Genomic DNA, 23,009 nt, shown 5'->3' with positions numbered 1-23,009 from the left:
CGAGATCTTTGTGCTTTCCCTGCAACCTGCGCGCCTGCGGCAGCGCTGCTGGGGGAGCGCCCGGCGCGGCTCGGGGCTCGCGCTGGCCCTGTGCCTCGCCCTGGGCTGACATCGGCCAGGGGTCGGTGCCGGCGGGGTAGACAACCGGCTGCCGAGGTGACAGGGCGCGGGCGGAGGTCGCTGCCTGTCTGTGCCACGAGCGCCCAGCTCATGATCGCGTCGTCATGAGTCGAAGTCGAGTTCGTGAGCGGTTCCTCGCGGGCGGCGACGCCGTCGCGACGCACCACGCTTGCGCTGATCGACGCGTGGTGTCGGCGCATGTGCCCGGTAGTCAGCGCGTCGATGTCGCTCTCGGCTCGGGTGGCGCGAGCGAGCGGTTCGGCTCGGCTGTATCGTCGTAACCGGCGCGCGCTGCGCCGCCTCTCGGCTGCGCAGTCTCTCCGACCTCCGATTGACCCGATCGACTGACTACGCGCGAATTTGTTGAAGGCCGCCTGGATCCAGGCGAGATCGTCGAACGACCCGCATGCGTCAGGTACCCGATCTCCTCGCCGTCCTCCAGCAGATCGTGCGGCGGGCCATGGCCGTCCTCCCACATGCGCCGCGCGGTAGCCTGCTGCTCCGCGAGGGCGACCGCTTCGTGGCCCGAGCGCTGGTCGGGTTCGACGCGCCACCTGGGTTTTCCTCGCGCGCTCCGGTCGGCGCGGAGCTCGAGGGGGGCGCGCTCGGCACGGCGGCGCCTTCTGATGACGGCGCGCACGCGAGCCGCATCGTCGATGCGCGGGCCTGGTACCGGACGTACCTGCCTTTCGCGCTCGAGGCGGGCTGCGGCGTCCCCGAAGGCGCCGGGGTGCTGGTCGCGCCCATCCAGCTGTGCGGCGAGCCGGCCGGCTATCTCGCCATCGAGCTGGCCACCCTGGAGTCTCCGGGCGAGGAGCGCTGCGCCACGATCGAGGTCCTGGCGGGCACGGCCGGAGATGCGCTGGAGCGGCACAGGCTCTATGACGACAAGGCGAGCGCGGCGCAGGAGATCCGCCTGTTCGAGCGGCTGCTCCACGCGGTGGGCACGACGCTCGCGCTGCACGACCTCATCGAGACCATCGCGCACGGCATCAAGAGCGTGCAGCTCGATCCGAGCTGGAACACGGTGGAGATCTGGCTGCTCGAGGAGGACCACGTCGGGGACGGCCCTGGGCACGCGCGGGGCGACCTGTGCGCCCGCGTCTACCGCGCCCCGGCGTCGGAGCCGACGACGTACTTCCAGAACATCCGCGCCGGCGCGGACAGCGCCGCGCGGCCCCTCGGCGTCTCCATCGACTGGCGGACCGGCGACGGCGGCGACGGCGAGGGCTCTCAGCGCGCCCTTCTCGACGAGGCGATCCGCCGGCGCATGTCCGGCATCATCATCGCGCCCAGCAACCCCGAGAGCGCGGAGGAGGCGTTCCGGCAGGCGGCCGAGGTAGACATCCCGGTCGTCGTGATCGACACGCCTCCGATCCAGGGCAGCCGGGCGCCGCTCTACATCGGGACGGACAACGTGGCGTCGGGCAGGTTGGCGGCCGAGGTGATGAAGCGCCTGCTCCCGGGCGGCGGCGTCGTCGCGTCCCTCGGCGCCGTGGGGCTCGCGCTGAACATCCGCGAGCGCGTCGAGGGCTTCCGCGTCGCGGCGCTCGGGTCGAACCTCACGGTGCTGCCGACGATCCCGTGCGACTGGGATCAGGAGGCCGGGACGAGGCTCGCCACGGCGGCGCTCGAGGGGCGGTCCGACGTCGCGGGCGCCTTCGGCGCCGCGGCGGACAACGGGCCGTCCTGGGGCCGCGCGGCGCGAGCCCTCGGCCGGGCGGGAGATCTCAAGATCGTCGGCTTCGATCTCGTCGCCCGCACGGTCGCCCTCCTCCGGCAGGGGGCGATCCACGCGACGATCGTCCAGCGGGAGGACGACATGGGCTTCCGCGCCGTCGAGACGATCCACCGGATGATCACGCGCGGCGTCGGGCCGACGCTCGCCGAGCTGCCGCCTTCCCGTGTCCTCCACACCCGCGTCGATTGCGTCACCCTCGAGCAGACGCCGTGGTCCACGACGCTCAGCGATTACCTGTCTCTCGAGGCCGCCCGCCGGGCCGCGGCCGGGAACGGCGGTCGGAGCGCGCCCGTCGCCTCTGCGATCGAGGTCATGATGATCGGGCTCCTGCCGCCCTCGAGCTCCGTCGTCGAGGACCAGGTCTCGATCCCGGCGCGCTCGCTCGTGCGCCGCGCGATCGAGTCGGGCCGCCCGGTCGTGATCGACCCCGCCGAGGGGGGAGCGGACGCCGCACTGCCTGCCGCGCACGACGGCGCGCGCACGGCCGTCGCCGTGCCGCTGCAAGGCCGGGGCAACGTCCTCGGCGCCCTGGTCCTGAGCAGCGCTCGCAGGGAGGCGTGCGGCGCGGGCGACGTGGCGTTCCTGGTCCGCGTCGCCGGCACGGTGGCGATCGGCGTCGAGAACGCCCGGCTGCTCCGCCGCATCTCCGCGCGGAGCGAGGAGCTCGAGCGCGCCAACCTGCAGCAAGCGGCGATGCTCCAGACGATCCGCGAGCTCTCGAGCCCCGTGGTGCCCATCGCGGACGGCATCCTCGTGATGCCCGTCGTGGGCGTCATGGATGCCCAGCGCTCCGGCGACTTCATCGCGTCGATGCTCCGCGAGATCGACACGAAGCGCGCGCACGTCGTGCTGATCGACGTCACCGGCATGGCGTTCGTCGACGTGACGGCGGCGTCCCGGCTCGTCGAGGCGGCGCAGGCGGCCGCGCTGCTCGGCGCCGAGGCGGTGCTCGTCGGCATCCGGCCGGAGGCCGCGCAGATGATGGTCCGGCAAGGCCTGGACGTCGGCTCGATGGCGACGCACTCCAACCTGGCGAGCGGCTTCCGCTATGCGCTCGCGAGGGTACGCCGCCGCGAGGCGAAGCGCGGCTGACCGCGCGGCGGCTACTCCGCCCCGGCGGGCGGCGCCTCGATGGGGTGCGGCTCCGCGGGCTTCGCCTCGCCGGCGCGCGAGGCGCGCCGCTGCGCCTGGGCGACGTGCACCACCTGGTCGAAGACGACGGCCACGAGGATGACGGCGCCGATGATGATGAACGTCCAGTTCGGATCGAGGCGCCAGATGCGCGGCACGCCGTCGTCGTTGTGACGGATCTGGAACATGTTGATGCCGTTATCGATGACCCGCATGAGGGCAGAGCCGATGAGGATCCCGAGCGCGCTGCCCTCGCCGCCGCGCAGCGAGCAGCCTCCGAGCACGGCGCCTGCGATCGCGTAGAGCTCGTAGCCCATCCCGACCTGCTGCGACATCTGGCCGATGTAGGACGCGTAGCAGATGCCCGCGATCCCGCCCGTTGCCGACGAGATGACGTACGTCGAGACCTCCACCCGGCGCACGTCGATGCCCGAGTATTCGGCGGCCTCGCGGTTGCCCCCGAGCGCGTACATGTAGCGCCCGAGCACGGTGAAGTGCAGCACGTACGCGCCGGCGGCGAGGACCACGAGGAAGATGACGAGCGGGTAGGGGATGAGCGCGTCGCCGGAGACGCGCAGGAGACCGCCGTTGGCGAGCCCGAGGAACGGCGAGTCGCCGAAGCTCAGCGTGCCGCCCTCCGCCACCGTCTGCGAGACGCCGCGCACGAGGAGCATGCCGCCGAGCGTGACGACGAACGGCTGCAGCTTGAGCCGCGTGATGAGGAGCCCCTGCGCGAGCCCCACCAGCACCGCGGCGGCGAGCGCCGCCGGGATGCCGACCCAGAGCGGGTAGCCCAGGCACCCCATCCCCGAGGACGAGATCTTGGCGAGCAGGACGCCGGTGAGGCCGATCACCGAGCCGATCGAGAGGTCGATGCCGCCGGTGATGATGACGAGCCCCATGCCCATCGCGTAGATGCCGAGCATCGCGATCTGGCGCGTGGTGTTGACGACGTTCGATTGCCCGAGGAAGTCGGGGTTGGAGATCCAGAGCCCCGCGCACATCAGGACGAGCACGAGGCTCATGCCCAGCTCACGTCTCATGCGGTCACCGCGCCTTCTACGTCCCCTTCCACGCCCCTCGCGCTCCCTGTCATCAGCGCGGCGATGCGCTGCTGCGTCAGCCCTTCGCGCGGGAGCACGCCCGTGATCCGCCGCTCGTGCATGACGACCACGCGATCGCTCATGCCGAGCACCTCCTCCATGTCCGAGCTGACCATCAAGAGCGTGATCCCTTCCGCGGCGAGCGCGGCCATGTGCCTGTAGATCTCGGCCTTGGTGCCGACGTCGATGCCGCGCGTCGGCTCGTCCAGGAGCAGGACGCGGGGGCTCATCGACAGCCATTTCCCGAGGACGACCTTCTGCTGGTTGCCGCCGGAGAGGTTCACCGATCGCTGATCGAGCGTCGGCGTCTTGATGCGGAGCCGGTCGACCTCGGCGCGCGCGGCGCGGCGCTCGGCGGCGCGGTCGAGCCAGAAGGCGCGGGCGAAGCGGGCGAGGCCCGGCAGCGAGGCGTTCTCGACGACGGTCATGGGGAGCACGAGCCCGTGCCGCTTGCGATCCTCCGGCGCGAGGCACACGCCGCGGTCGATCGCGTCGCGCGTCGTCCGCGGCGCATAAGGCTCTCCTGCGAGCGTCATCGCGCCGCCGAGCGCCCGGGTCGCCCCGAAGATCGCCTCCATCAGCTCGGTGCGCCCCGAGCCGACCAGGCCCGCGAAGCCGAGGATCTCCCCGCGCAGCGCGGTGAAGCTCACGCCCGCGGGCGCGCCGGGGACGACGAGGTCGCGGACCTCGAGCACGGGCTCCTGCCGCGGGCGCGCGCTCCTCTCCGGGAAGTAGCGGCCGCTGAGCTCCCGCCCGACCATCATGGAGACGATCCTGTCGTGCGTCGCCTCGGTCCGCGCGAGCTCGCCGACGTGCCGGCCGTCGCGCAGCACGGCGACGCGATCGGCCAGGCTCAGCACGTCGTCCATGCGGTGAGAGATGTAGATGACGCCGATCCCGTCGGCGCGGAGCCGCTCCACGATCGCGAAGAGCTCCCTCGACTCGCCGGCGGTGAGCGACGAGGTCGGCTCGTCCATGACGAGGATGCGCGCGCTGGCCGAGAGGGCCTTGGCGATCTCGACCATCTGCCGCTGCCCCGCGGTGAGCGCCGACACGGGCGTCGTCGGAGGCAGCGGGAGGCCGACGCGCGCGAGGAGCGCCGCCGCCCTCGCGTTCAGCTCACCGCGCCGGAGCGGGGCCAGCAGGCGGGGGGTCAGCGCCTCGCACCCCTCGCGCCCCTCGCTCCCGAGGAAGACGTTCGCGGCGATGTCGAGGTTCGGCGCGAGCATCAGCTCCTGATGGATCAGCGCGATGCCGAGTCGCTTGGCCGCGCGCACGCCGCTCAGCGACACGGGCGCCCCGTCGATGAAGATCTGCCCCTCATCGGGCGGGCACGCGCCGCCGAGGATCTTCATGAGCGTGCTCTTGCCGGCGCCGTTCTCCCCCACGAGCGCGAGCACCTCGCCGGCGCGGAGCGAGAGCGACACCCCTGAGAGCGCGGTGACGCCCGGGAACCGCTTGACGATCCCGCGCATCGCGAGCAGGGGTGGGAGATCGGGAGTCGACGTCATGGGCCGAGACCGCGGGGCTCGATCGAGGGGGCGCCCCCGATCGAGCCGCCGGAGAGCAGGCTATTTCTTCAGCTCCACGAGCTTGGCCTTGAACTCCGCCACGTTCTCCTTGCGGATCACGTCGACGCCGGTGTCGACCATCTTGTCCTTGGGGATGGCGGCCATGGCCGCGTCGCCCTTCGTCGCGAGCTCGTGCATCCACTTGCTCGACAGGTAGCCGAACTGGAACGGCTTCTGCACGACGGTGCACGCCACGGTGCCGTTCTCGATGCCGCTGAGCGTCGCGTCTTCCTCGTCGAACACGGCCGGGATGACCTTGCCCTTCTTCCCGAGCGCCTCGACGGCCGCGATGATGGCCGGCCCGTTGTACGACCAGAGGCCGGTCGCGACGTTGAGGTCCGGGTGGGCGTTGATGATGTCTTCGACGTTCGAGCGCGCCTTGGCGCGATCGGCGTTGTCCTCGCGCTTGTCGACGATCTGGATGTTGTGCGCGGTGACCACGTCCGAGATGCCCTTGAGGCGCTGGGTCGCGTTGTCGACCGCGAACATGCCGACGAAGACGGCCATCTTCCCGCCGCTCGGCAGGATCTTCACGATCTCGTTGCCGAGCGCCTTGCCGGCCTCGTAGTTGTTCGTGCCGATGTAGAGCAGCCGGTTCGACTTCGGGGCGTCGGAGTCGAACGTGATCAGCTTGACCTTCTCGGCGACCCTGTTGAGCACAGCGACCTGATCGTTCGGCGCCAGGACGGTCACGGCGACGGCGTCGTATCCCTGGCTGGCGAGGCTCTCCAGGATCTGGTTCTGCTCCTCGGGCGTGCCGTTCGGCGGCGCCTTGATGTCGACTTGAATCTTCGCCTCTTGCTCGTACTTGTGGACTCCGGCCCCCGCGATCCGCCAGAACTCGCTCGTCCCGCTCGTCACGAAGGCGAGCTTGACGACCTTGGCCGTCGTCGGGGCGCTCTTGCCGTCGCCGTCGTGGCCCTTGGCCGCCTCGTCTCCGCCCCCCTGAGCGCAGCCGGCGATCCATGTCATGGACAGCACGGCGAACGCTGCAAACGCTAGCTTCCAGAAACGATTCTTGTCTTTCACGGCAGTTCTCCCCGCCTTGCCTGCGAAAGGCGTGTCGATGTCGATGTCGCTGAAACGCGACACAGAAATTCCCCGAAGCGAGGTTAGCGGACGTACCCGGACCATGTCGCGCCTCGCGTGAACGACCCAAACGGAAAAATCAGGGGTAACGTGTCGGATTTTTGGATACCGCAGGGCTTCAGGTCGTCTGTAAACCCACCTGTTCCAGGGAGCGATGGCTACAAGAGTTCATGATGTGGGGTGGGGTGTGGCCATTGATCCACGGTGGCTCAGCCTGGGGAACCGCGGCCCGGGGTGACCTGACGGAGGGCCCTGTTGGAGATGGGCTCCCGGAGGCCGAGACGCCTCAGGGACATCGCGGAGCGACGGCTATTGCGAGCAGCGCTGAGGATCCGACTGGCATTGGCACTGATTCCTGCGCTCGGTGTCATTCCATTCGCAGTAGCCGCACAATGCGTGCCTCTGGCTCTTGCAGTACTGGTCGCACGCCGCGCCCCCGAGGAAGCCGAAGTCGCAGACGTGAGGAGCGTCAGACCAGGACACTGGCCTGGCGAGGTTCTCCAGCGGCGCGTGGCTGAGGGCGCTCTGGGCCGGCGTGGTCTCTGACGGATCTTCGTCCTGCGGTGTCTCGTGGTAGGCTGAGCTGTCGACGACACAACCGATGAGCGATCGCGCGCCAAGAGCGATGCATGCCCACAGCGCGGCATGCTTGAAGATGATCTTGCTCGTCATTTTTGGCCCTGTCCTCCCCTGATACTTCGTTGATTCCGTGTTTCCACACGAACGCCGTCATCGCCTGCACGACGTGCTTGCGCGGGCGTTGGCCGTGTCCATGCGGCGCCGTGGCCGCGAGAGGCAAGCGGGAGCGCCCTGATCGACGGCAGCGCGCTCGTGGAGGTTGACGGGCGTCTGGCTCTGACGAGGGGGACGGTGGCGTCTCTGGTGAGCTCGTGTCGCCTGAGCTTTTGTGCTTGGCGAACGGTACGGCGGTGGAGGCGCCCGTGGGATCCCGAGGGGCTCAGGGATCCACGACGGTCACGGAGAACGCGAGATGCCCTGGTTACGTTGATTGGGTTCGTGGAGGGATGTATCGGATGCCGCCACCAGGCGCGTCCGAGGCCGGCACACTCAGTCCGGGCACGCGGCGGCGCACTCCTCGCCGCCGCAGTCGACGCCGGCCTCGTCGCCGTTCTTCACGCCGTCGGTGCAGGTGGGCGCCTCGCAAGTGCCGCTCCAGCACACGCCGCTCAGGCAGTCCGCGCCGGTCTCGCAGCCCCTGCCCGGCGGGCAGCGCGGGCAATATTGCTTGCCGCAGTCGACGCCGGCCTCACGGCCGTTCTTCACGCCATCACTGCACGTCGGGATCATGCAGCTTCCGTTCGTGCACACGCCGCTCTCGCAGTCCGTGGCGGCCTCGCAGCGCTCGCTCGATGGGCAGGGACGGCATGAACCGCCGCAGTCCAATCCTGTTTCGCGGAGCCCCTCATCTCGCGCACCGTTCACGCAGTGCTCCGGCACGCACCAGAAACCATCACACGCGAGCCCGCCAGGGCACAGCGGCGTCGGGTCTGTGTCCACGCACTGCACGCACGCGCCCTCATGGCATCGTCCGGCGCCCGAGGCGGGACATGCGACACCATCCAACAGGAAATGTCGCGGCTCGTCGATCTCGCAGGCGTCGAGGGTGCACTGGTTGCCGTCGTCGTAGGGGTCGACGGCCGCCACGCTGACCACGTGGCCGTCGGCCGTGCACTCCTCGACCTTGCAGTCGCCGCGGATCTGCGAGGTGATCGGGCCCCGCTCGATCTCCACGACGCACGCGCCGTCCACGCACCTCCCGACGCCGCACCGCGGGTCCGGCGGGCCGGGGCACTCCGCGTCGCCCTCGCAGCCTCCGGGCGGAACCTGCACCCCCGAGCACTCCTCCGTGCCCTCGGCGCACTCGTCGCAGGTCCGGCACTCCTCGAAGCAGTTCGGCGTGTCGTCACCGCGCGCGCAGCAGATGACCTTCCCCGGCTCGCCACACTCGCAGTGCTCATCGACGCAGATCGTGCCCGGCACATTCTGCTGGTCCGACTGGCAGTGGTCCGTGGTCGCGCACCTTCCACCCACGTAGGGCCCATCGCCGCACGCAAAGAAGGTCGCCGAGGTGATGAGAAAAAAGAGCAGAGCAGCAGCACAACGCGCGATGGGTCTACCCATGCGTCCAGTCCTCCGGCACGAGGCTGTGGGCGCCGGCACCCAGGCGGCCCCAATCCGCCGGGGTGTCGTTTGCCAGGTCGTCTCGGGGCGCAGTATGCCGCGGTCAGGCGGCCGCCGTCACGCAAGTTTTCGCAAGATCGCGCAGCGTGCGAAGCGTCCTTCGCTCAGAGCAGGCGCACGGTCGAAGTGCACATCAAAACGTGCTCGTCAATGTAAGCCCCTTGGCCGACACCGTGATCTCTGCCGGCCCGCGCGGATAGAACGTGTAGCCGAGCGTGGCGGCCAGGACGGCCCCTCCCGCGATGAGGCCGGCGATGCCCACGCCCCTGTAGGCGATCGCGTCGTCGTAGGCCGACGCCGACTGCTGGCAAATCGGCTGGGTCAGCCGGAAGCAACGGTTCGGACCTGCGGAGAGCGCGGCGGTGTCGCCCGCGTCGTCTTTCTTCGCCGCGCCGACGAGCATCACGCCGCCGATCGCCGCGAGGGTGGCGGAGAGCCCGAAGCCGCCGGCGACGAGCTCCGGCCGCGGCCCGGGCCGGGGAGGCGGGGGGGCGAGGGGAGAGGCGCGGGGGCCGGGAGGCGGCGCCGGCGCGCCTGCGGGCGCGGCCGGGGGGCCTGGCAGCGGCGCAGGGACGCCGGCGGGCCGGGCAGCGAAGGTGAGCACGACTTCCCGCGTCTCGCCGCGCGGCACGTCGATCTCGGCCGTCGCGACGTTGCCGTCCAGCATGGCGCGCACCACGTGGTGGCCGGGGGCGACGGGGACGGGCTTGTCGCCCTCGATCTCGGCGGGCGCGCCGTCGATCGTGACCTTCGAGCCTGCGGGGGCGACCACGTGGAGCTCGCCGGCGAGCTGCCGCGCGCGGGCCAGGTCGCTGAGCCGCGACGCGACGAGCGCGCGCTCCGCGGGCGTCCTGGGCGCGCGCATGATCTCCTGGCAGAGCGACAGCCAGCGCACGGCGGCCGGCGCGTCGCCGAGCCGGAGCGACAGCGCCCCGATGTTGCACGCGGCGACCTGGGCGCGCTCCAGCCGCCAGACCGCCATCCACAGGTCGCGCGAGTCGGCGAGCCGATCCTCGCGAGCGGCCGCGTTCGCCTGCGCCATGAGCCGGGCGACCGCCTCCGAAGGGGCCTCGGCGCGACCCTCCGCCGCGCCGGCCAGCAGGGCGATGCACAGCGGGAGCGCGGCGACGCGGCGTGTGTTCCTTAGCACGGGTGCGGATCTCCTTGGCCGAGCCTCGGTCTGAAGGGCCGCTCCGGAGCCAGGGCTCCGGGCGACGGCCCCACGTACCAGAAGGAGGCTGTCGGTGGAAGCCCTGGAAGCCGCCAGGATGCAGGGGGGCCAGGCGAGGGAGGTTGACCAGGCGCGATCTCGCGCGCTGTGGCGGGGCGCGCCAGATCTCCAGGCGCCGTCGAGGGCTGATCAACGGCGATTCTTTACAATGTTCGTCTCGGTGCCTGGCGCGAGGTGGGATATCGGTCGCTCTCAGGGGCCGTGGGCGAGGCGGGCGAGTGGGCGAGGCGGCGCCCGGCGCAAGTCACCAGGCGGTCTGGTTCGCGCGCTTGCCGGGCGACGTGTTGCCCGTGCCCACGGTGTTGTGGTTCGCGAACGACCCAGCGGCTGAACCGTCGGGACTGCGGTTCTTCGACAGCCCGTCCGTGGGGGTCGAGCTCCAGCTGTGCGTGCCCTTCACCGCGCCGCTTCCATCCTTCACGGTGACCGAGTCACTCCCATTGGCGAGGCTGAGCGTGCCCGTCGAGGCCGCCGCGGCGTTGGTCAGGCCGCCCGGGATCGCCGAGGCGCCGCCGAACACCACGATGGCCTTCCCCGCGAGGAGCGTCGTGCCCGCCGGGAAGGTGTGGCGCACCTGCGAGCCGTCGGAGATCGTCCAGCCGGCGATGTTCGCGGAGGAGCCGCCGACGTTGACGAGCTCCACGAACTCGCCGGCGGTGTCGCTGCCAGCCTCGTTGGCGAGCACTTCATTCAGGATCACGTTCGCCGGCCCCCCGCCGGCGGTGATGGTGAACGCGGCGTTGCTGAGGTCGAAGATCGCGGCGTTCGCGGCGTCGCTCGCTCTCACGAAGGCGTTCGTCGAGGCGCTGTTCGGCACCGTCCAGGCCAATGTGCCTGCGGACGCCGGCGTGCTGGCGGTGATCAGCGACCAGCCGGCGCCCCCGTTGAGGGAGTACTCCAGCTTGACGTTCGTGAACCCCGACGAGGTCCAGGTGATGTTGGTCGAGCTCCCGCCCACGAAAGACTCACCGCCGTTCGGCGCGGCGACGGTCACGGTCGGGCTGCCGCCGCCGCTCCAGGTATAGCGGCTCAGGACGGGGAAGTGATCCGTGGTGGTCGTGCTATAACTCGGGATGTAGCTGTCGACCCGATAAGCCTCGACGGAGCCGGCGACGTAGGTCGCGTACGCCTCGTTGGTCGTGAGGTGGTGGTCGATCGCATCCGGGTAGCCGGCGGTCGTGGAGATCCCGGCGTCCGTCAGCACCTTGCTCGGGAAGGTATAATCGGCGCTATCCGCGACGAAGTTGGCATACGGCGAGGGGGAACCCGGTGTGATCGAGGTGTCGAGGTCGTCGTTGAAATCGCCGAGCACCCAGACCTTCTGCGTCGGGTACGTGGCGTCGAGGTACGCCTTCAGGGCGTTCGACGCGTTGGTGCGCCGCTGGTGGCTGGTGCTGTCGCTGCAGCACTTCGCGTGCTGCACGATCACGATGATGCTCTGGGTGGATCCGTTCAGCGTGACATTCATACCGACCTCGAGGGGAGGGCGGCCGCCGAAGTCGTAGTCGTTCGCGGTGAGGATCACCTTCCTGCTGGTGATCGTCACCATCGAGCTCTTGTAGATGAGGCCCACCTTCTGCTCGGCGTTGCTGAAGTCGCTGTAGTAGGCGGGCCCGTTGACCACGCTCGGGTCGTTGGCCAGGAAGCCGGTGTAGCCGGAGAGCTGCGCCAGGAGGCTATTGAACTGGGTGGCGCTGACGACCTCCTCGACACCCCAGATGTCCATGTCCGCGCCGCTGATCACATCGCGGACGTTGTTGAGCTGTTGCGTCTCGTTCGACGGCCCGTTGGCGGCATCGCCGAACCACTCGATGTTCCAGCTGCAGATGTCGAGCGTCGTCGCGGTCCCCTTCGCAGGGATCACGATCGCCTCGCTGTCTTCGTCGACCGCCTCGATCTCGTCCCAGTCAGACCCGTATCCGATGCAGCCGGTGGCGCCGATGAGGCCCGCGGCGGCGAGGTACGAGAGGTGGGGTACGAGCTTCCATGTGGCTGACCTGTTCATATGATCTCCGAAAGAGGGCGATGACTCACCGCTCAGCCTTGGGGCCTATGCCCAGGCTCCCCGTCCCAGAGGCTCGGCCGGCTCTGCCTACATCGACAGGTGAGCGACGACAGGATCGCGCGATGGGACGACGCGCTCTTGTATACGAATGCTCGAACAATGGATGTGAAGATTCGATTGCGGCGGGGTACCGCGGAGATGGCGTCCGCCTGAGGTGCGTGGGTACAGCGCCGGGTGTCACGAAGGGCTTCGTCCGTGGTCACGGCGGCTCCCGCTGTGGGGAATGGTGACGTGGGCACCAGAACATGGCCGACGCCGTCTGGCTTGGCCATATCGGCGCCGCCACGTCGGTCGGGTCGTCTGACCGTCTCTCACGCGAGACTTGACACATCCGAGGAGCCATCGGGCCCGATAATTCGCCCGCCTCGGCTTCTATCTCCACGAGAGCCGAGCTCACGTTCGCGCTGGTGCAGCGCGCAGGCGCGGCAGCCTACTCGACAGGCGTCGCGACGGGCTCGTCGAGCCACTCGCGCGCCAGCTCGAAGGTGCGGATGTTCTCGGGGACATTGGCGAGAAAGCGTTCTCTGCACGCCGGGTCAGGGATCTTGCGGGCGGTGGTGAGCAGGCGCTCGCGTGCCTCGGCGATGGCGGTGCGCGCGGCTCCGCGAGCACCGCTGGCGCGAAGCGCTTCGGCATGTACGAGGCGCATGAACGCGCCACGAAACATGCCGCACGCACCCGCCATGGCTTCGGAGCAGGACCGCGCCTCCTCGGCGGCGGCGAGCGCGCTGGCTGCGTCTCCCTGGGCGAGGCGCAGCGCGGCCAGCGTCGCCAGGACACCGGGGTAGTCGAGGGGCGAGGCCGCCGCTAGCAACGTGAGCGCCATCTGGATCTCACGCTCCGCGCCGGTCATATCGCCGGCGCGGCGCAGGACCTCCGCGAGCACCCAGCAGCCTCGGCCCTCGTCCAGAGGGAGATGATGCTCGATCCCGAAATCTCGGAGCTCTGTCGCGGGAAGACGGGCCTCGTCGAGCGCACCCAGATCGGCGCGCACCCAGGCAGTACTGAACCGGCGAAATGCACAATGCACCGCCAGGCCCGTGTCGACGAACTCCGCCAGCCCCGAGAGGAGCCGCTCTGCTTCCTGGGATGCACCGAGGAACCAAAGATTCAACCCCTGCACCACCTGGCTGGATCCGACGAGGAGCTCGTGGCTCACCGATTTCGCGAGCGACAAGCTGAGGTTGGCATGCTCGAGCGCCGCCCAAGGGTCCTCGCGCGCCACCGCGGTCCTCAGGGCCGACATCGTATTCCACCAGATCCAGGCCAGAGATGACTTGTCCCCGAACGAATCGACGATGTCCGCGAGCCGAGCCATGCACGCGCTTCCCTGGCGAATCTGCCCGCGGATGTCGAGCGCTGACGTGACGCTGAGGAGCGTCAGCGCGATCGGGCTCAGCGCTTCCTTGTACGGGTCGGTCTCTTGTAGCACCTGACCCATGGCCAGGACCTCGTCGAAGCGGTCTCCTATGAACGCGGCGCCCATCTTCGCGAACGCGCCCTGCGCCCAGGGGACGGAGCCTCGCGGTGAGATGCGCATCACTTCTTCGGCGTGAGGAATGGTGGTATTCCACATATGCGGAGTCCAGGTGAGCGCTTCACACAGGATGCCCAGCAGCGCGGCCCGGATCCCCTGCGGCCCCGAACAGGCGAGCCCAAGGCGCGCACGATCGGCTGCCGAGCCTGCGTCGCCGATACTGTTCGCCTGCTCTGCCGCGCGCAGGTAAAATTCCGCGGCCCGCGTGAGCTCGCCGCCCCGCTCGAAATGCCCTGCCAGTACCATGGGATCCGTCTCGCCGTGCTCATGGAGCCACTCGCCCGCGATCCGGTGGCCGAGCTTCTTGTCTTTCTCGGTGAGCATCGCATACGCGCCTTCTCGTAGCAGCGCATGGCGCGACGCGAACTCTCGCTCGTGAGGGAATCGGCTGTTCGTTCGAGCGACCAGCACCTCCTCCTCCACGAGCTTCGTGAGCCAGTCGCGCACGAACCACGAACGCTCTCCCCCGCCGAGCAACGCGGCGACGCTGGTTTCCCAGCACACCTCACCGAATACGCTGGCCGCGCGCAGCACCCGCCGCGCCTCGGCGTCGAGCCGTGACAGGCGCGCCTCTACCATCGCGATCACCGTCTCTGGCAGGAGCTCGCCTCTGCGTTCGGCGGCCGCGCGGATCAGCTCTTCGAGATAAAATGCATTCCCATCCGCCTGTTTGATCAGGCGCTCCACCAGCTCGGCGCCTGCCCGCTCTCCGAGCACCTGCTGCACCAGCCGTTCGCTCGCTTTGCGTGAGAGCTCCTTCAGGCGAATCTCCTGGACGTTTCGTTCGACCCAGAGCTTCGGGAAGACATCGTGGACCTCGGGGCGAGCCATGGCGAGCACCATCAAGGGCTGGTCCCGCAGCTCGCGCAGCGCCGCATCGATGAACCGCACCGTGGACAGATCGCCCCAATGCAGGTCTTCCAGCACGAGGAGGACGGGGTGAGCTCCGGTCTCCGCTCTGAGAAAATCGAGCCACGCTCGGCGCAGCTGCTCGCTCATGAGCTGCGCGTCTTGTCGCGCTGCCAGGAGCGGCGGGTGCTCATCGTCGGGGAAGGGTATGCCGACGATCTCGCCCAGGAACTCCGCGACCCTCCGCTGCTCCGCCGCGGGTACGCGCTCGGCCACTCGGGATTGGATTTGTAGCCGGCGCTCGTCCATGGAGCCGAGGGACTGCACGTGGAGCATGCTCTCCAGCACCTGTCCCAGCAGGCTGAACGATGAACCTGCCCGGAGCGAATCGACCCGGCCGATCCAGATCTCGACGGTCATGGCTCGTTGTCGGATACGATCGGTGAACTCGTATGCGAGCCGTGATTTGCCCATTCCAGCGGGTGCCGTGACGACGACCGCGCGGGCCGCCGGTTCGTCGATCGACTCCGCCAGCACCGAATCGAGCATCGCGAGCTCCCGGTCGCGACCTACGCATGCCGTCGGCTTGCCAAGCAGCGTGCGCACGCCCTCCGCGATCTTGTGCTCCGAAAGGAGCTCAGGGCCCAGCTCGGTCTCGACCACCTCGAAGCGGGCGTCCAGCAAGGCGGCGGTCACCTCGTCGATCGCGACGGGGGCGATGGAGATCGCGACGGGAGTCACGGAGCTCACCTCCCCGGGCAGGAGCGTCGCATGATCGGCCGCGACCCGCTTCGCCATGATCTGGGCGGCTCGATCGATCGCCTCACCCACGGGAATGTCGTCTGTCACTTCAGCATGTCCAGTCGCGAGCACGACCGTGCGGTCGAGAACGAGGTCGCGCAGGGCAAGCGCGCAACGAGCCGCCTGTATGGCCTGGTCAGTCGCGGTCTGGCCTGTCCGTAAGAGCGTGACTATCGCCTCGCCGTCGGCCAGAAGTTCGAGGTTGCCGCCGTGCGCTTCGGCTTCCGCTCGCAAACGGTCCTGGCTGATCGAGGGGTGCGCCATGCAGAGCGTCGGTGCAGACCTGTCGATAGGCGGCTTCTGGCCGAGCACCACCACCGAAAGCACCCGGCGTTCGCTGGCCGTCAACGTCGAGGGCAGCGCGCCCGGGCTTGGCTGTGTTCCATTCACGGGAAATGCGTGTGCTGCGCTGACGGCCTCGACCACCGCAGATCCATCAGCAGGTCGTTGCTCCGGATCCTTGGCGACCATCCGGCTGATGAGGGCGTCCAGCGCCGCCGGGACGTCGCCGCGCAGCTCGCGCACGCGCGGAACCTCCTGAAAGATGATCTTGGCCAGGACGGCCATGAGATGATCTCCGCTGAATGCTGGAGTCCCGGTCAGGCACCTGAACAGCACGACGCCCAGCGAGAATACGTCGGCCTTCGCGTCCACACGGGACTGGCCGCGAGCCTGCTCCGGTGCCATGTATCCGGGGGTCCCCAGCACGGTCCCAGGCTGCGTCATCGTCGTCGCACCGCCGAGCCGCGCGATGCCGAAATCGAGGACCTTCACCCGCGCAACATCGCGACCGACCAAGAAGAGATTACTTGGCTTGAGATCGCGGTGGACGATCCCTCGCGCATGGGCCATCGCCAGCGCCTCGCCGACCTGTTTTGTAAGCGTCACCACCTCATCAACGCGGAGCACACCGCGCTTGAGTCTTTCAGAGAGCTCCTCGCCTTCGAGCCACTCCATCGCCAGGTAAGATTCGGCCGCATCGGTCTCGCCATGCGCGATGTACCGCACGATTCCCGGGTGGTTGAGCTCGGACAGCACCACGGCTTCCCGTGCAAATCGTTCGCTCGCGTCCGGGCCCGTAGTGTGCAGGATCTTCAACGCGACAGGCTCTCCCGAGCCCTGATCGTGTGCCCGGTAGACCTTCCCCATTCCGCCCGAGCCCACCAGGCGCTCGATCGCGAACCGCCCTGCAATGACGTTCCCCCGGCGCATCGCGCCCCAGTATCGCACAAGGTCTGTGCGGCTAGCCACATATTCCGGGGAAGCAGGGTCGTCGGAACGTGGCGATATCGACGAGGCGGCCGCGCGCGTGCATCAGGGATCGCGCTGTCAGGTCGCGCTCGGATCGGCCAAGCTGAATCGGGCTTGGACTGCGGGCGCGGATCTCCGCTCTGGGCGGTTCGAACGAGAGCCGATGCCGTGGCCATGCATGCCGATTCCACCTGCGCAAATGGCAGAGCGGACGGATCTGGGAGCCGTCACGCCGGCGCGCTTGGTCGAAGGCCGCGTGCTCTACCGCCTGGCGGGACCATCGAGTAGCCGGAAGCCGCGTAATGCGGCGGCCCGGGAGACCATCGGGAAGCCGTGTGCAGGAAGCCCGCGCGCACGGTTTGGAAGGGGGTCTTGCCCTTCATCGATCGGCTTCACGACCCGGCAGGAGAACGTAGGATCCAGCAATGCCTGGTCTTGCGCTACGTGGCCGCTTCTGAGGGGCAGCCCGAAGCGAAAGGCGACGTCGAAGACTGGCCAGTACTCCGACTAGGGCGCAGCCCGTCTTCTCCCTGCCGACCCACCTCCCGAAATTCTCGGCGCATCGGCGTACGACCTGCCTGCCCGGTCTCGCCCGCGCTCAGCCGACCGCCGGCCCGGCCTTCCGCTGCGCGCTGTCGCAGACCCACCGGACCACCCCAGGAATGACCCCCTGCGCGATCGCGCTCACGCGCGAGCCCACGTCGGGGTAGATCTCGAACCGGCCGCGCGCCATGCCGTCGGCCATGCTGCGCGCCACGGCGTCCGGCTCGAGCGTCTTCACGTTGCCCGCGATGGCCTTCGTCTCCGCCGGCTTGTACTGGTTCTCGAACGCCAGCTGCGGTGTGTCGGTGTCGGGCGGCATGCACACGCTCACCTGCACGCCGTGCGGCCACATCTCCGCGCGCAGCGCCTGGGAGAAGCCGATCAGCGCGAACTTGCTCGCCGCGTACGGCGTGTAACCGTAGATGCCGATCACGCCCGCGAGCGACGAGACGTTGAGCACATGGCCGCTGCCGCGCGCCGCCATCGCCGGGAGCACCGCCTTGCACAGGTGCACGGCGCCAAAGAAGTTCACGTCCATCATGCTCCGGAACTGATCCATCGGCAGCTCGAGGAAGCGCCCCGGCATCACCACGCCCGCGTTGTTCACGAGGTGATCGATCGGCCGCTCGGCGAGCCGCGACTCCATCGCCCGCGCGACGTCGTCCGCCCGGCTGATGTCGAGCTCCAGGACGTCGACCCGCGCGGACGGGTGCTCGCGCCGGATGCCCACGGCGGCCTCGTCGAGGAGGGCCCGGCGGCGCGCCACCAGCGTCACCGCGGCGCCGTACCCCGCGACGAGCCTCGCGAACGACAGCCCGATGCCGCTCGAACCGCCGGTGATGAGAACGCTCTTGCCCTGGAAATAAGTTCGGGTGTCCATCGGCGGCCGAACCTACCCCAGGACCGCCCGAGGCGCGAGGCGCTCGTGCAGGCCCGCGGCGGCGCGCCTCAGCGGTCGCGCCGCCGCTTCTTCAGCGCGTCCTTCAGCAGGCCGCCCGCGGCGGAGCCGATCGTCTCGACCGCGAGCATCGCGGCCGCCGCCGACACCGCCTTGACCGCCTTCCGGAGGGCACGGCGGGTCTTCTTCTTCATCGGCTTCATGACGGCTGCGCCAGCTCGACGTCGGGGTGAGCTCTCCCCGATACGCCATTGGCCAGCTTCAAACCGCCCAGCGCGCTCGCCAACGCCCTCACCTTCCGGCTCACGGCGGTCCTCGCGCTGTTCAGATAGCTTCTCGCCTCACCGCTGTACAGGCCCGCCGCGAACACCGCTGCGACGCTCGCCGCCGTGGCCACCGGCCGGAGGGCCCTCCGGCCGAGCTTGTTGAGCTTCCTCTTTTGCTTCTTGGAGAGCTTCGTCTTCATGATCCCATCAGCTCAGCAGGGGTCGTGCCACGGCGTCTGAAGCCGAAAGGCGGTGACGAGCGCAATGCGCTCCCGTGACGCGAGCCACGCAAACAGGACGTTTTGCCTCGGTGGGGTGAAATGCGCCTCCCCACGCCGGCGCTCAGGCGCGCAAGGCGGTTGGGGGCGCGAGCCCCAGCCAGGGTTGTCAGGCCTCTCTGTTTCCCACGCTACCCGACGCCCGGTGCTTCCGCTGCGCTGGCATGGGATCACGGCCGCCCGCCGCACAGGGCACACGGGGCACGCCGCCCGCGCCCCGATGAATGATGTTGGGCAGCTCACAGCCAGGGCGGGGGCACGGCCGCCGGCGGACCGCCGCGCCCGGCCGCTATGGGCGGAGTCGCTGGCGATCGGAGCCGAGTTCGTTTACTCCGTTGTAAGCAGGCTCATGCGAGGTCTCAGGTAAGGCGGGGACGAGATGCGCGTGGGAGACGTCATCGACCGTCGCTTCCTGATCGAGCGCCTCGCCAGCTCGGGCGGGATGGGGGACGTCTATCGCGCCAGCGATCTGGTCACGAACGAGCCGGTGGCGCTGAAGGTCCTGCAGCGGCGAGGGCTCCAGGAGGCGATCCGGTTCGCGCGCGAGGTCGAGGCGCTCGAGGCGCTCACCGCGCTGCGGCACCCGGGCATCGTGCGCTACATCGCACACGGCGCGACCGAGGCGGGGCAGCCCTACCTCGCGATGGAGTGGCTCGCCGGCGAGACGCTGACCGAGCGGCTCACCCGCAGGTCGCTCACGATCGCCGAGAGCGTCGCGCTCGCGTCGCGCATCGCGTCGACGCTCGGCGTGGTGCACCGCGCCGGCATCGTCCACCGCGACCTCAAGCCGAGCAACCTGCTCCTCGTGGGCGGCGCGATCGAGGGGGTCACGCTCATCGACTTCGGCGTGGTGCGCCTCGGCGCGATGGACCGGCACCTCACCATGCCCGGCACGATGCTCGGCACCCCGGGCTACATGGCGCCGGAGCAGGCCCGCAGCGAGCCGAACATCGACCCCCGCGCCGACGTCTTCTCGCTCGGCTGCGTGCTCTTCAAGTGCCTCACCGGGCGCTCGGCGTTCCAGGGCGCAGACGGGCTCTCGGTGCTCATCAAGGTCATCCTCGAGGAGCCGCCGCGGCTCCGGGAGCTGCGCGGGGACGTCCCCGAGGCGCTCGACGACCTCGTCGCGCGCATGCTCGCGAAGCCGCCGAAGGACCGGCCCCGCGACGGCGATGAGGTCGCGGCGGAGCTCCTCGCGCTCGACGACACGGGCGTCGGCGCCGCGAGCAGCCGCCCGTCGAACACCCTGCGCGGGGGCGAGATCACCACGAACGAGCGCAAGATGATGTGCCTCGTGCTCGCGCGCGACGCGACCGGCGACGCCGAGGCGACGCGCTCCCAGGAGGAGGACCTGGAGCGCAGCAAGGCGCTCATCGCCGTCGCCGAGCGCTACCAGGGCGAGCTCGAGATCCTGGAGTCCCGCTCGCCGCTCATCGTGCTCACCGCCGGCGGCGCCCCGACCGACCTCGCGGCGCAGTCCGCGCGCTGCGCGCTCGCGCTGAACGCGCTGCTCGGCAGCGTGCCGGTCGCGCTCGTGACGGGCCGCGCCGAGATGTCCGCGCGGTTGCCGGTCGGCGAGCTCATCGACCGCGCGGTCCACCTGCTGCCGCCCGCGCACGCGCCGGCCGGCGCGGACGCCGTCCGCATGGACGAGGTGACCGCGGGGCTGCTCGGCGCCCGGTTCGACGTGACCCGCGACGCGGGCGCCCTCCGCCTGCACGGCGAGCGCGAGGAGCTCGCCTCCACGCCGCCCCTGCTCGGCAAGCCGACGCCGTGCGTCGGGCGCGACCGCGAGCTCGCGCTCCTGGAGGCGGCGTTCTCGCACTGCGTCGAGGAGTCGACGCCGAGCGCCGTGCTCGTGACCGCGCCCGCGGGCGCAGGGAAATCCCGCCTGCGCTCCGAGCTGATCCGGCGGCTCCGCGACCGCGGCGAGGACCTGGAGGTGTGGATCGGGCGCGGCGACCCGATGAGCGCCGGCTCGGCCTTCGCGCTGCTCGCCCCGGCGCTGCGGCGCGCGATCGGCCTCTTCGAGGGCGAGCCCATCGAGGCGCGGCAGCGCAAGCTCCGCGCGCGCGTAGCGCGGTACGGCCACGCCGAAGCCGCGCGCACCGCGGCGTTCCTCGGGGAGCTCGTCGGCGTGCCGTTCCCCGACGGTGACAGCGTGCAGCTGATGGCAGCGCGGCGCAGCCCCGTGCTGATGAGCGACCAGATCCGCGTCGCCTGGGAGGAGCTCCTCCGGGCCGAGTGCTCGGCGAGGCCCGTGCTCCTCGTGCTGGAGGACCTGCACTGGGGCGATCTGCCGAGCGTCTTGCTCGTCGACTCGGCGCTCCGCAACCTCGGCGATCAGCGGCTGATGGTGCTCGCGCTCGGCCGGCCAGAGGTGCGGGAGCTCTTCCCGAAGCTCTGGGCGGGGCGCGGCGTCCACGAGGTGCAGCTGTCGGGCCTGCCGCGGCGCGCGAGCGAGCGGCTGGTGCGCCAGGTGCTCGGGGAGGACGTCGCGCCGGAGCTCCTCGCGATGATCGTCGACCGCGCCGACGGCAACGCGTTCTACCTGGAGGAGCAGCTCCGCGCGGTGGCCGACGGCAAGGGCGCCGACCTGCCCGAGACGGTCGTGGCGATGGTGCAGGCGCGCATCGAGGCGCTCGACATCGAGGCGCGGCGCGCGCTGCGGGCGGCGAGCGTCTTCGGGCAGACGTTCTGGCAGGGCGGGGTGTCGGCGCTCGTGGGCGGGGCGCAGGTCGCGCCGAAGCTGGTCGAGCTGGAGCAGCGCGAGGTGATCTCCCGGCGCGGCGAGGGCAGCCTCCCCGGCGAGGTGGAGTACAGCTTCCAGCACGCGATCGTGCGGGAGGCGGCGTACGGGATGCTGACGGAGGGCGATCGGCGGCTCGGGCACCGGCTCGCGGGCGAGTGGCTGTCGCGCGCGGGCGCAGGCGCGGTGGACGCGATGGCGCTCGGCGAGCACTTCGAGCGCGGCGGAGAGCTCTCGCGGGCCGCGGCCGCGTACTGCCGCGCGGCGGAGCAGGCGCTGCGGGCGCAGGACCTCGCCGCCGCGATCGAGCGCGCCGAGCGCGGCGTCGCGTGCGGCCCGAACGCGCAGGCGCTGGGCGCGCTGCGCCTCGTGGAGGCCGAGGCGCACGTCTGGCGGGGGGAGCTCGCGCTCGCGGAGCAGCGCGGGAGCGAGGCCGTGGACCGGCTGCCCGTCGGCTCCGCGGCGTGGTTCTCGGCGATCAAGCAGGTCGCCATGGCCGCGGGCAAGCTGGGCGGCTTCGAGCGGGTGGAGCGCTGGATGAGCGCGGCGCAGGCCGCCGCGGCGGAGGCGGAGGGCGCGCTGGTGGCGAAGCACATGTGCCTCGGCGAGGGGGCGCTGCTGCTCGTGTTCGGGGGGCGCTACGCGTTCGCGGACGCGCTGATCGAGGCGATCGAGGGCGACGGGACGGATCTCGCGGAGCGGGAGGTCGAGGTGGTGGCGCGGCTGCACGCGGCCCGGTCGGCCCGGGCGCTCGGGAACGGCGACCCCAGCGCGTGCCTCGCGGGGCTGTCCGCGGCGCTCGCGGCGTTCGAGCGCGCGGGTGACCGCGGCAACGCGTGCGCGTTCCGCATGAACGTCGGGTACATGCACGCGGAGCTCGGGGACTTCGCGGGCGCGGAGGAGGTGCTGCGCAGCGCGTTGTCGGGCGCGGAGCGGATGGGGCTGCATGATCTCGTGGTGGCCACGCTCAGCAACCTGGGGCATGTCCTCGGCTACCGGGGGCGGCTCGAGGAGGCGGAGCGGACAGAGCGCGAGGCGATCGCGGCGTCGCAGCGGCTCGGGGATCCGCGCACGGAGGGGAGCGCGCGGACGTACCTCGCGCGGATCGCGCTGCTCGCGCGGGACTTCGAGGGGGCGGAGCAGGAGGCGAGGGCGGCGGCGGAGATCCTGCAAAGCGCGCCGCCGCTGCGCGCGGCGGCGGTGGCGGCGAGGGCGAGGGCGCTGCTCGGGCTGGGGAGGTTCGACGAGGCGCTGTCGGCGGCGGGGGAGGCGTTCTCGATGCTGAACGCGATCGGGGCGATCGAGGAGGGGGAGTCCGCGGTGAGGAACGTCTACGCGGAGGCGCTGGCGGCGAACGGGATGGAGGCCGACTGCGCGGCGGCGATCGCGGCGGCGAGGGAGCGGTTGATGGAGAGGGCGGGGAAGATCAGCGATCCGGTGTGGAGGGAGCGGTTCCTCACGATACCGGAGAACCAGCGGACGCTGGAGATGGCAGCGAGGTGGGCGGGATAGAGAGAAGAAGCCCGCCCCCCTCCACCATCGGTCACCAACGTGGACGTGAACGTTTACGTGGACGTGGTCGTG

The 23,009-nt window shown here is 70.3% G+C and carries 12 protein-coding genes; 2 read left to right on the top strand and 10 right to left on the bottom strand.

The window, feature by feature from the left end; genetic code table 11:
- Positions 1-526 precede the first annotated feature (526 nt).
- Complete coding sequence (locus WME79_RS26395; protein ID WP_437520263.1) at positions 527-2,953, top strand: substrate-binding domain-containing protein; 2,427 nt, start codon at positions 527-529, stop codon at positions 2,951-2,953.
- Positions 2,954-2,964: 11 nt separating this feature from the next.
- Here the strand turns inward: WME79_RS26395 and WME79_RS26390 are convergent, their stop codons facing one another.
- The 10 genes from WME79_RS26390 to WME79_RS26345 all read right to left on the bottom strand — a co-directional run bounded on the left by WME79_RS26390 (position 2,965) and on the right by WME79_RS26345 (position 18,598).
- Entirely contained in the window at positions 2,965-4,035 is a 1,071-nt protein-coding gene (locus WME79_RS26390) for an ABC transporter permease (protein ID WP_437520261.1), read from the bottom strand.
- A complete protein-coding gene (locus WME79_RS26385) occupies positions 4,032-5,606 on the bottom strand; it encodes a sugar ABC transporter ATP-binding protein (protein WP_437520260.1) in 1,575 nt (524 codons plus the stop codon). Before WME79_RS26385 ends, WME79_RS26390 begins: the two co-directional genes overlap by 4 nt.
- Before the next feature lie 60 nt (positions 5,607-5,666).
- Positions 5,667-6,695 carry a substrate-binding domain-containing protein gene (locus WME79_RS26380; RefSeq protein WP_437520259.1) on the bottom strand — a complete coding sequence of 343 codons (1,029 nt, stop codon included), beginning with the start codon at positions 6,693-6,695 and terminating at the stop codon, positions 5,667-5,669.
- Between the two features lie 1,128 nt (positions 6,696-7,823).
- Positions 7,824-8,897 carry a hypothetical protein gene (locus WME79_RS26375; protein ID WP_437520258.1) on the bottom strand — a complete coding sequence of 358 codons (1,074 nt, stop codon included), beginning with the start codon at positions 8,895-8,897 and terminating at the stop codon, positions 7,824-7,826.
- A 193-nt stretch (positions 8,898-9,090) separates the two neighbouring features.
- Positions 9,091-10,107 (bottom strand): hypothetical protein, encoded by a 1,017-nt coding sequence (locus tag WME79_RS26370; RefSeq protein WP_437520256.1) that lies wholly within the window; start codon positions 10,105-10,107, stop codon positions 9,091-9,093.
- A 325-nt stretch (positions 10,108-10,432) separates the two neighbouring features.
- Entirely contained in the window at positions 10,433-12,193 is a 1,761-nt protein-coding gene (locus WME79_RS26365) for a lamin tail domain-containing protein (protein ID WP_437520254.1), read from the bottom strand.
- A gap of 490 nt (positions 12,194-12,683) precedes the next feature.
- A complete protein-coding gene (locus WME79_RS26360) occupies positions 12,684-16,652 on the bottom strand; it encodes a serine/threonine-protein kinase (RefSeq protein WP_437520252.1) in 3,969 nt (1,322 codons plus the stop codon).
- 637 nt (positions 16,653-17,289) lie between these two features.
- A complete protein-coding gene (locus tag WME79_RS26355; RefSeq protein ID WP_437520251.1) occupies positions 17,290-18,114 on the bottom strand; it encodes an SDR family oxidoreductase in 825 nt (274 codons plus the stop codon).
- A gap of 68 nt (positions 18,115-18,182) precedes the next feature.
- Positions 18,183-18,335: a hypothetical protein gene (locus WME79_RS26350; protein ID WP_437520250.1), complete on the bottom strand. Its 153-nt coding sequence runs from the start codon at positions 18,333-18,335 to the stop codon at positions 18,183-18,185.
- Positions 18,332-18,598 carry a hypothetical protein gene (locus WME79_RS26345; protein ID WP_437520248.1) on the bottom strand — a complete coding sequence of 89 codons (267 nt, stop codon included), beginning with the start codon at positions 18,596-18,598 and terminating at the stop codon, positions 18,332-18,334. Before WME79_RS26345 ends, WME79_RS26350 begins: the two co-directional genes overlap by 4 nt.
- A 457-nt stretch (positions 18,599-19,055) precedes the next feature.
- Between WME79_RS26345 and WME79_RS26340 the strand changes: the two genes are divergently transcribed.
- A complete protein-coding gene (locus WME79_RS26340) occupies positions 19,056-22,937 on the top strand; it encodes a serine/threonine-protein kinase (protein WP_437520246.1) in 3,882 nt (1,293 codons plus the stop codon).
- The last annotated feature ends 72 nt before the right edge of the window (positions 22,938-23,009 follow it).

Source organism: Sorangium sp. So ce726 (assembly GCF_051521405.1).
Lineage (GTDB): Bacteria > Myxococcota_A > Polyangia > Polyangiales > Polyangiaceae > Sorangium.
The sequence above is the reverse complement of the archived record's forward strand: the minus strand, read 5'-3'. Positions and strand labels throughout refer to the sequence as shown.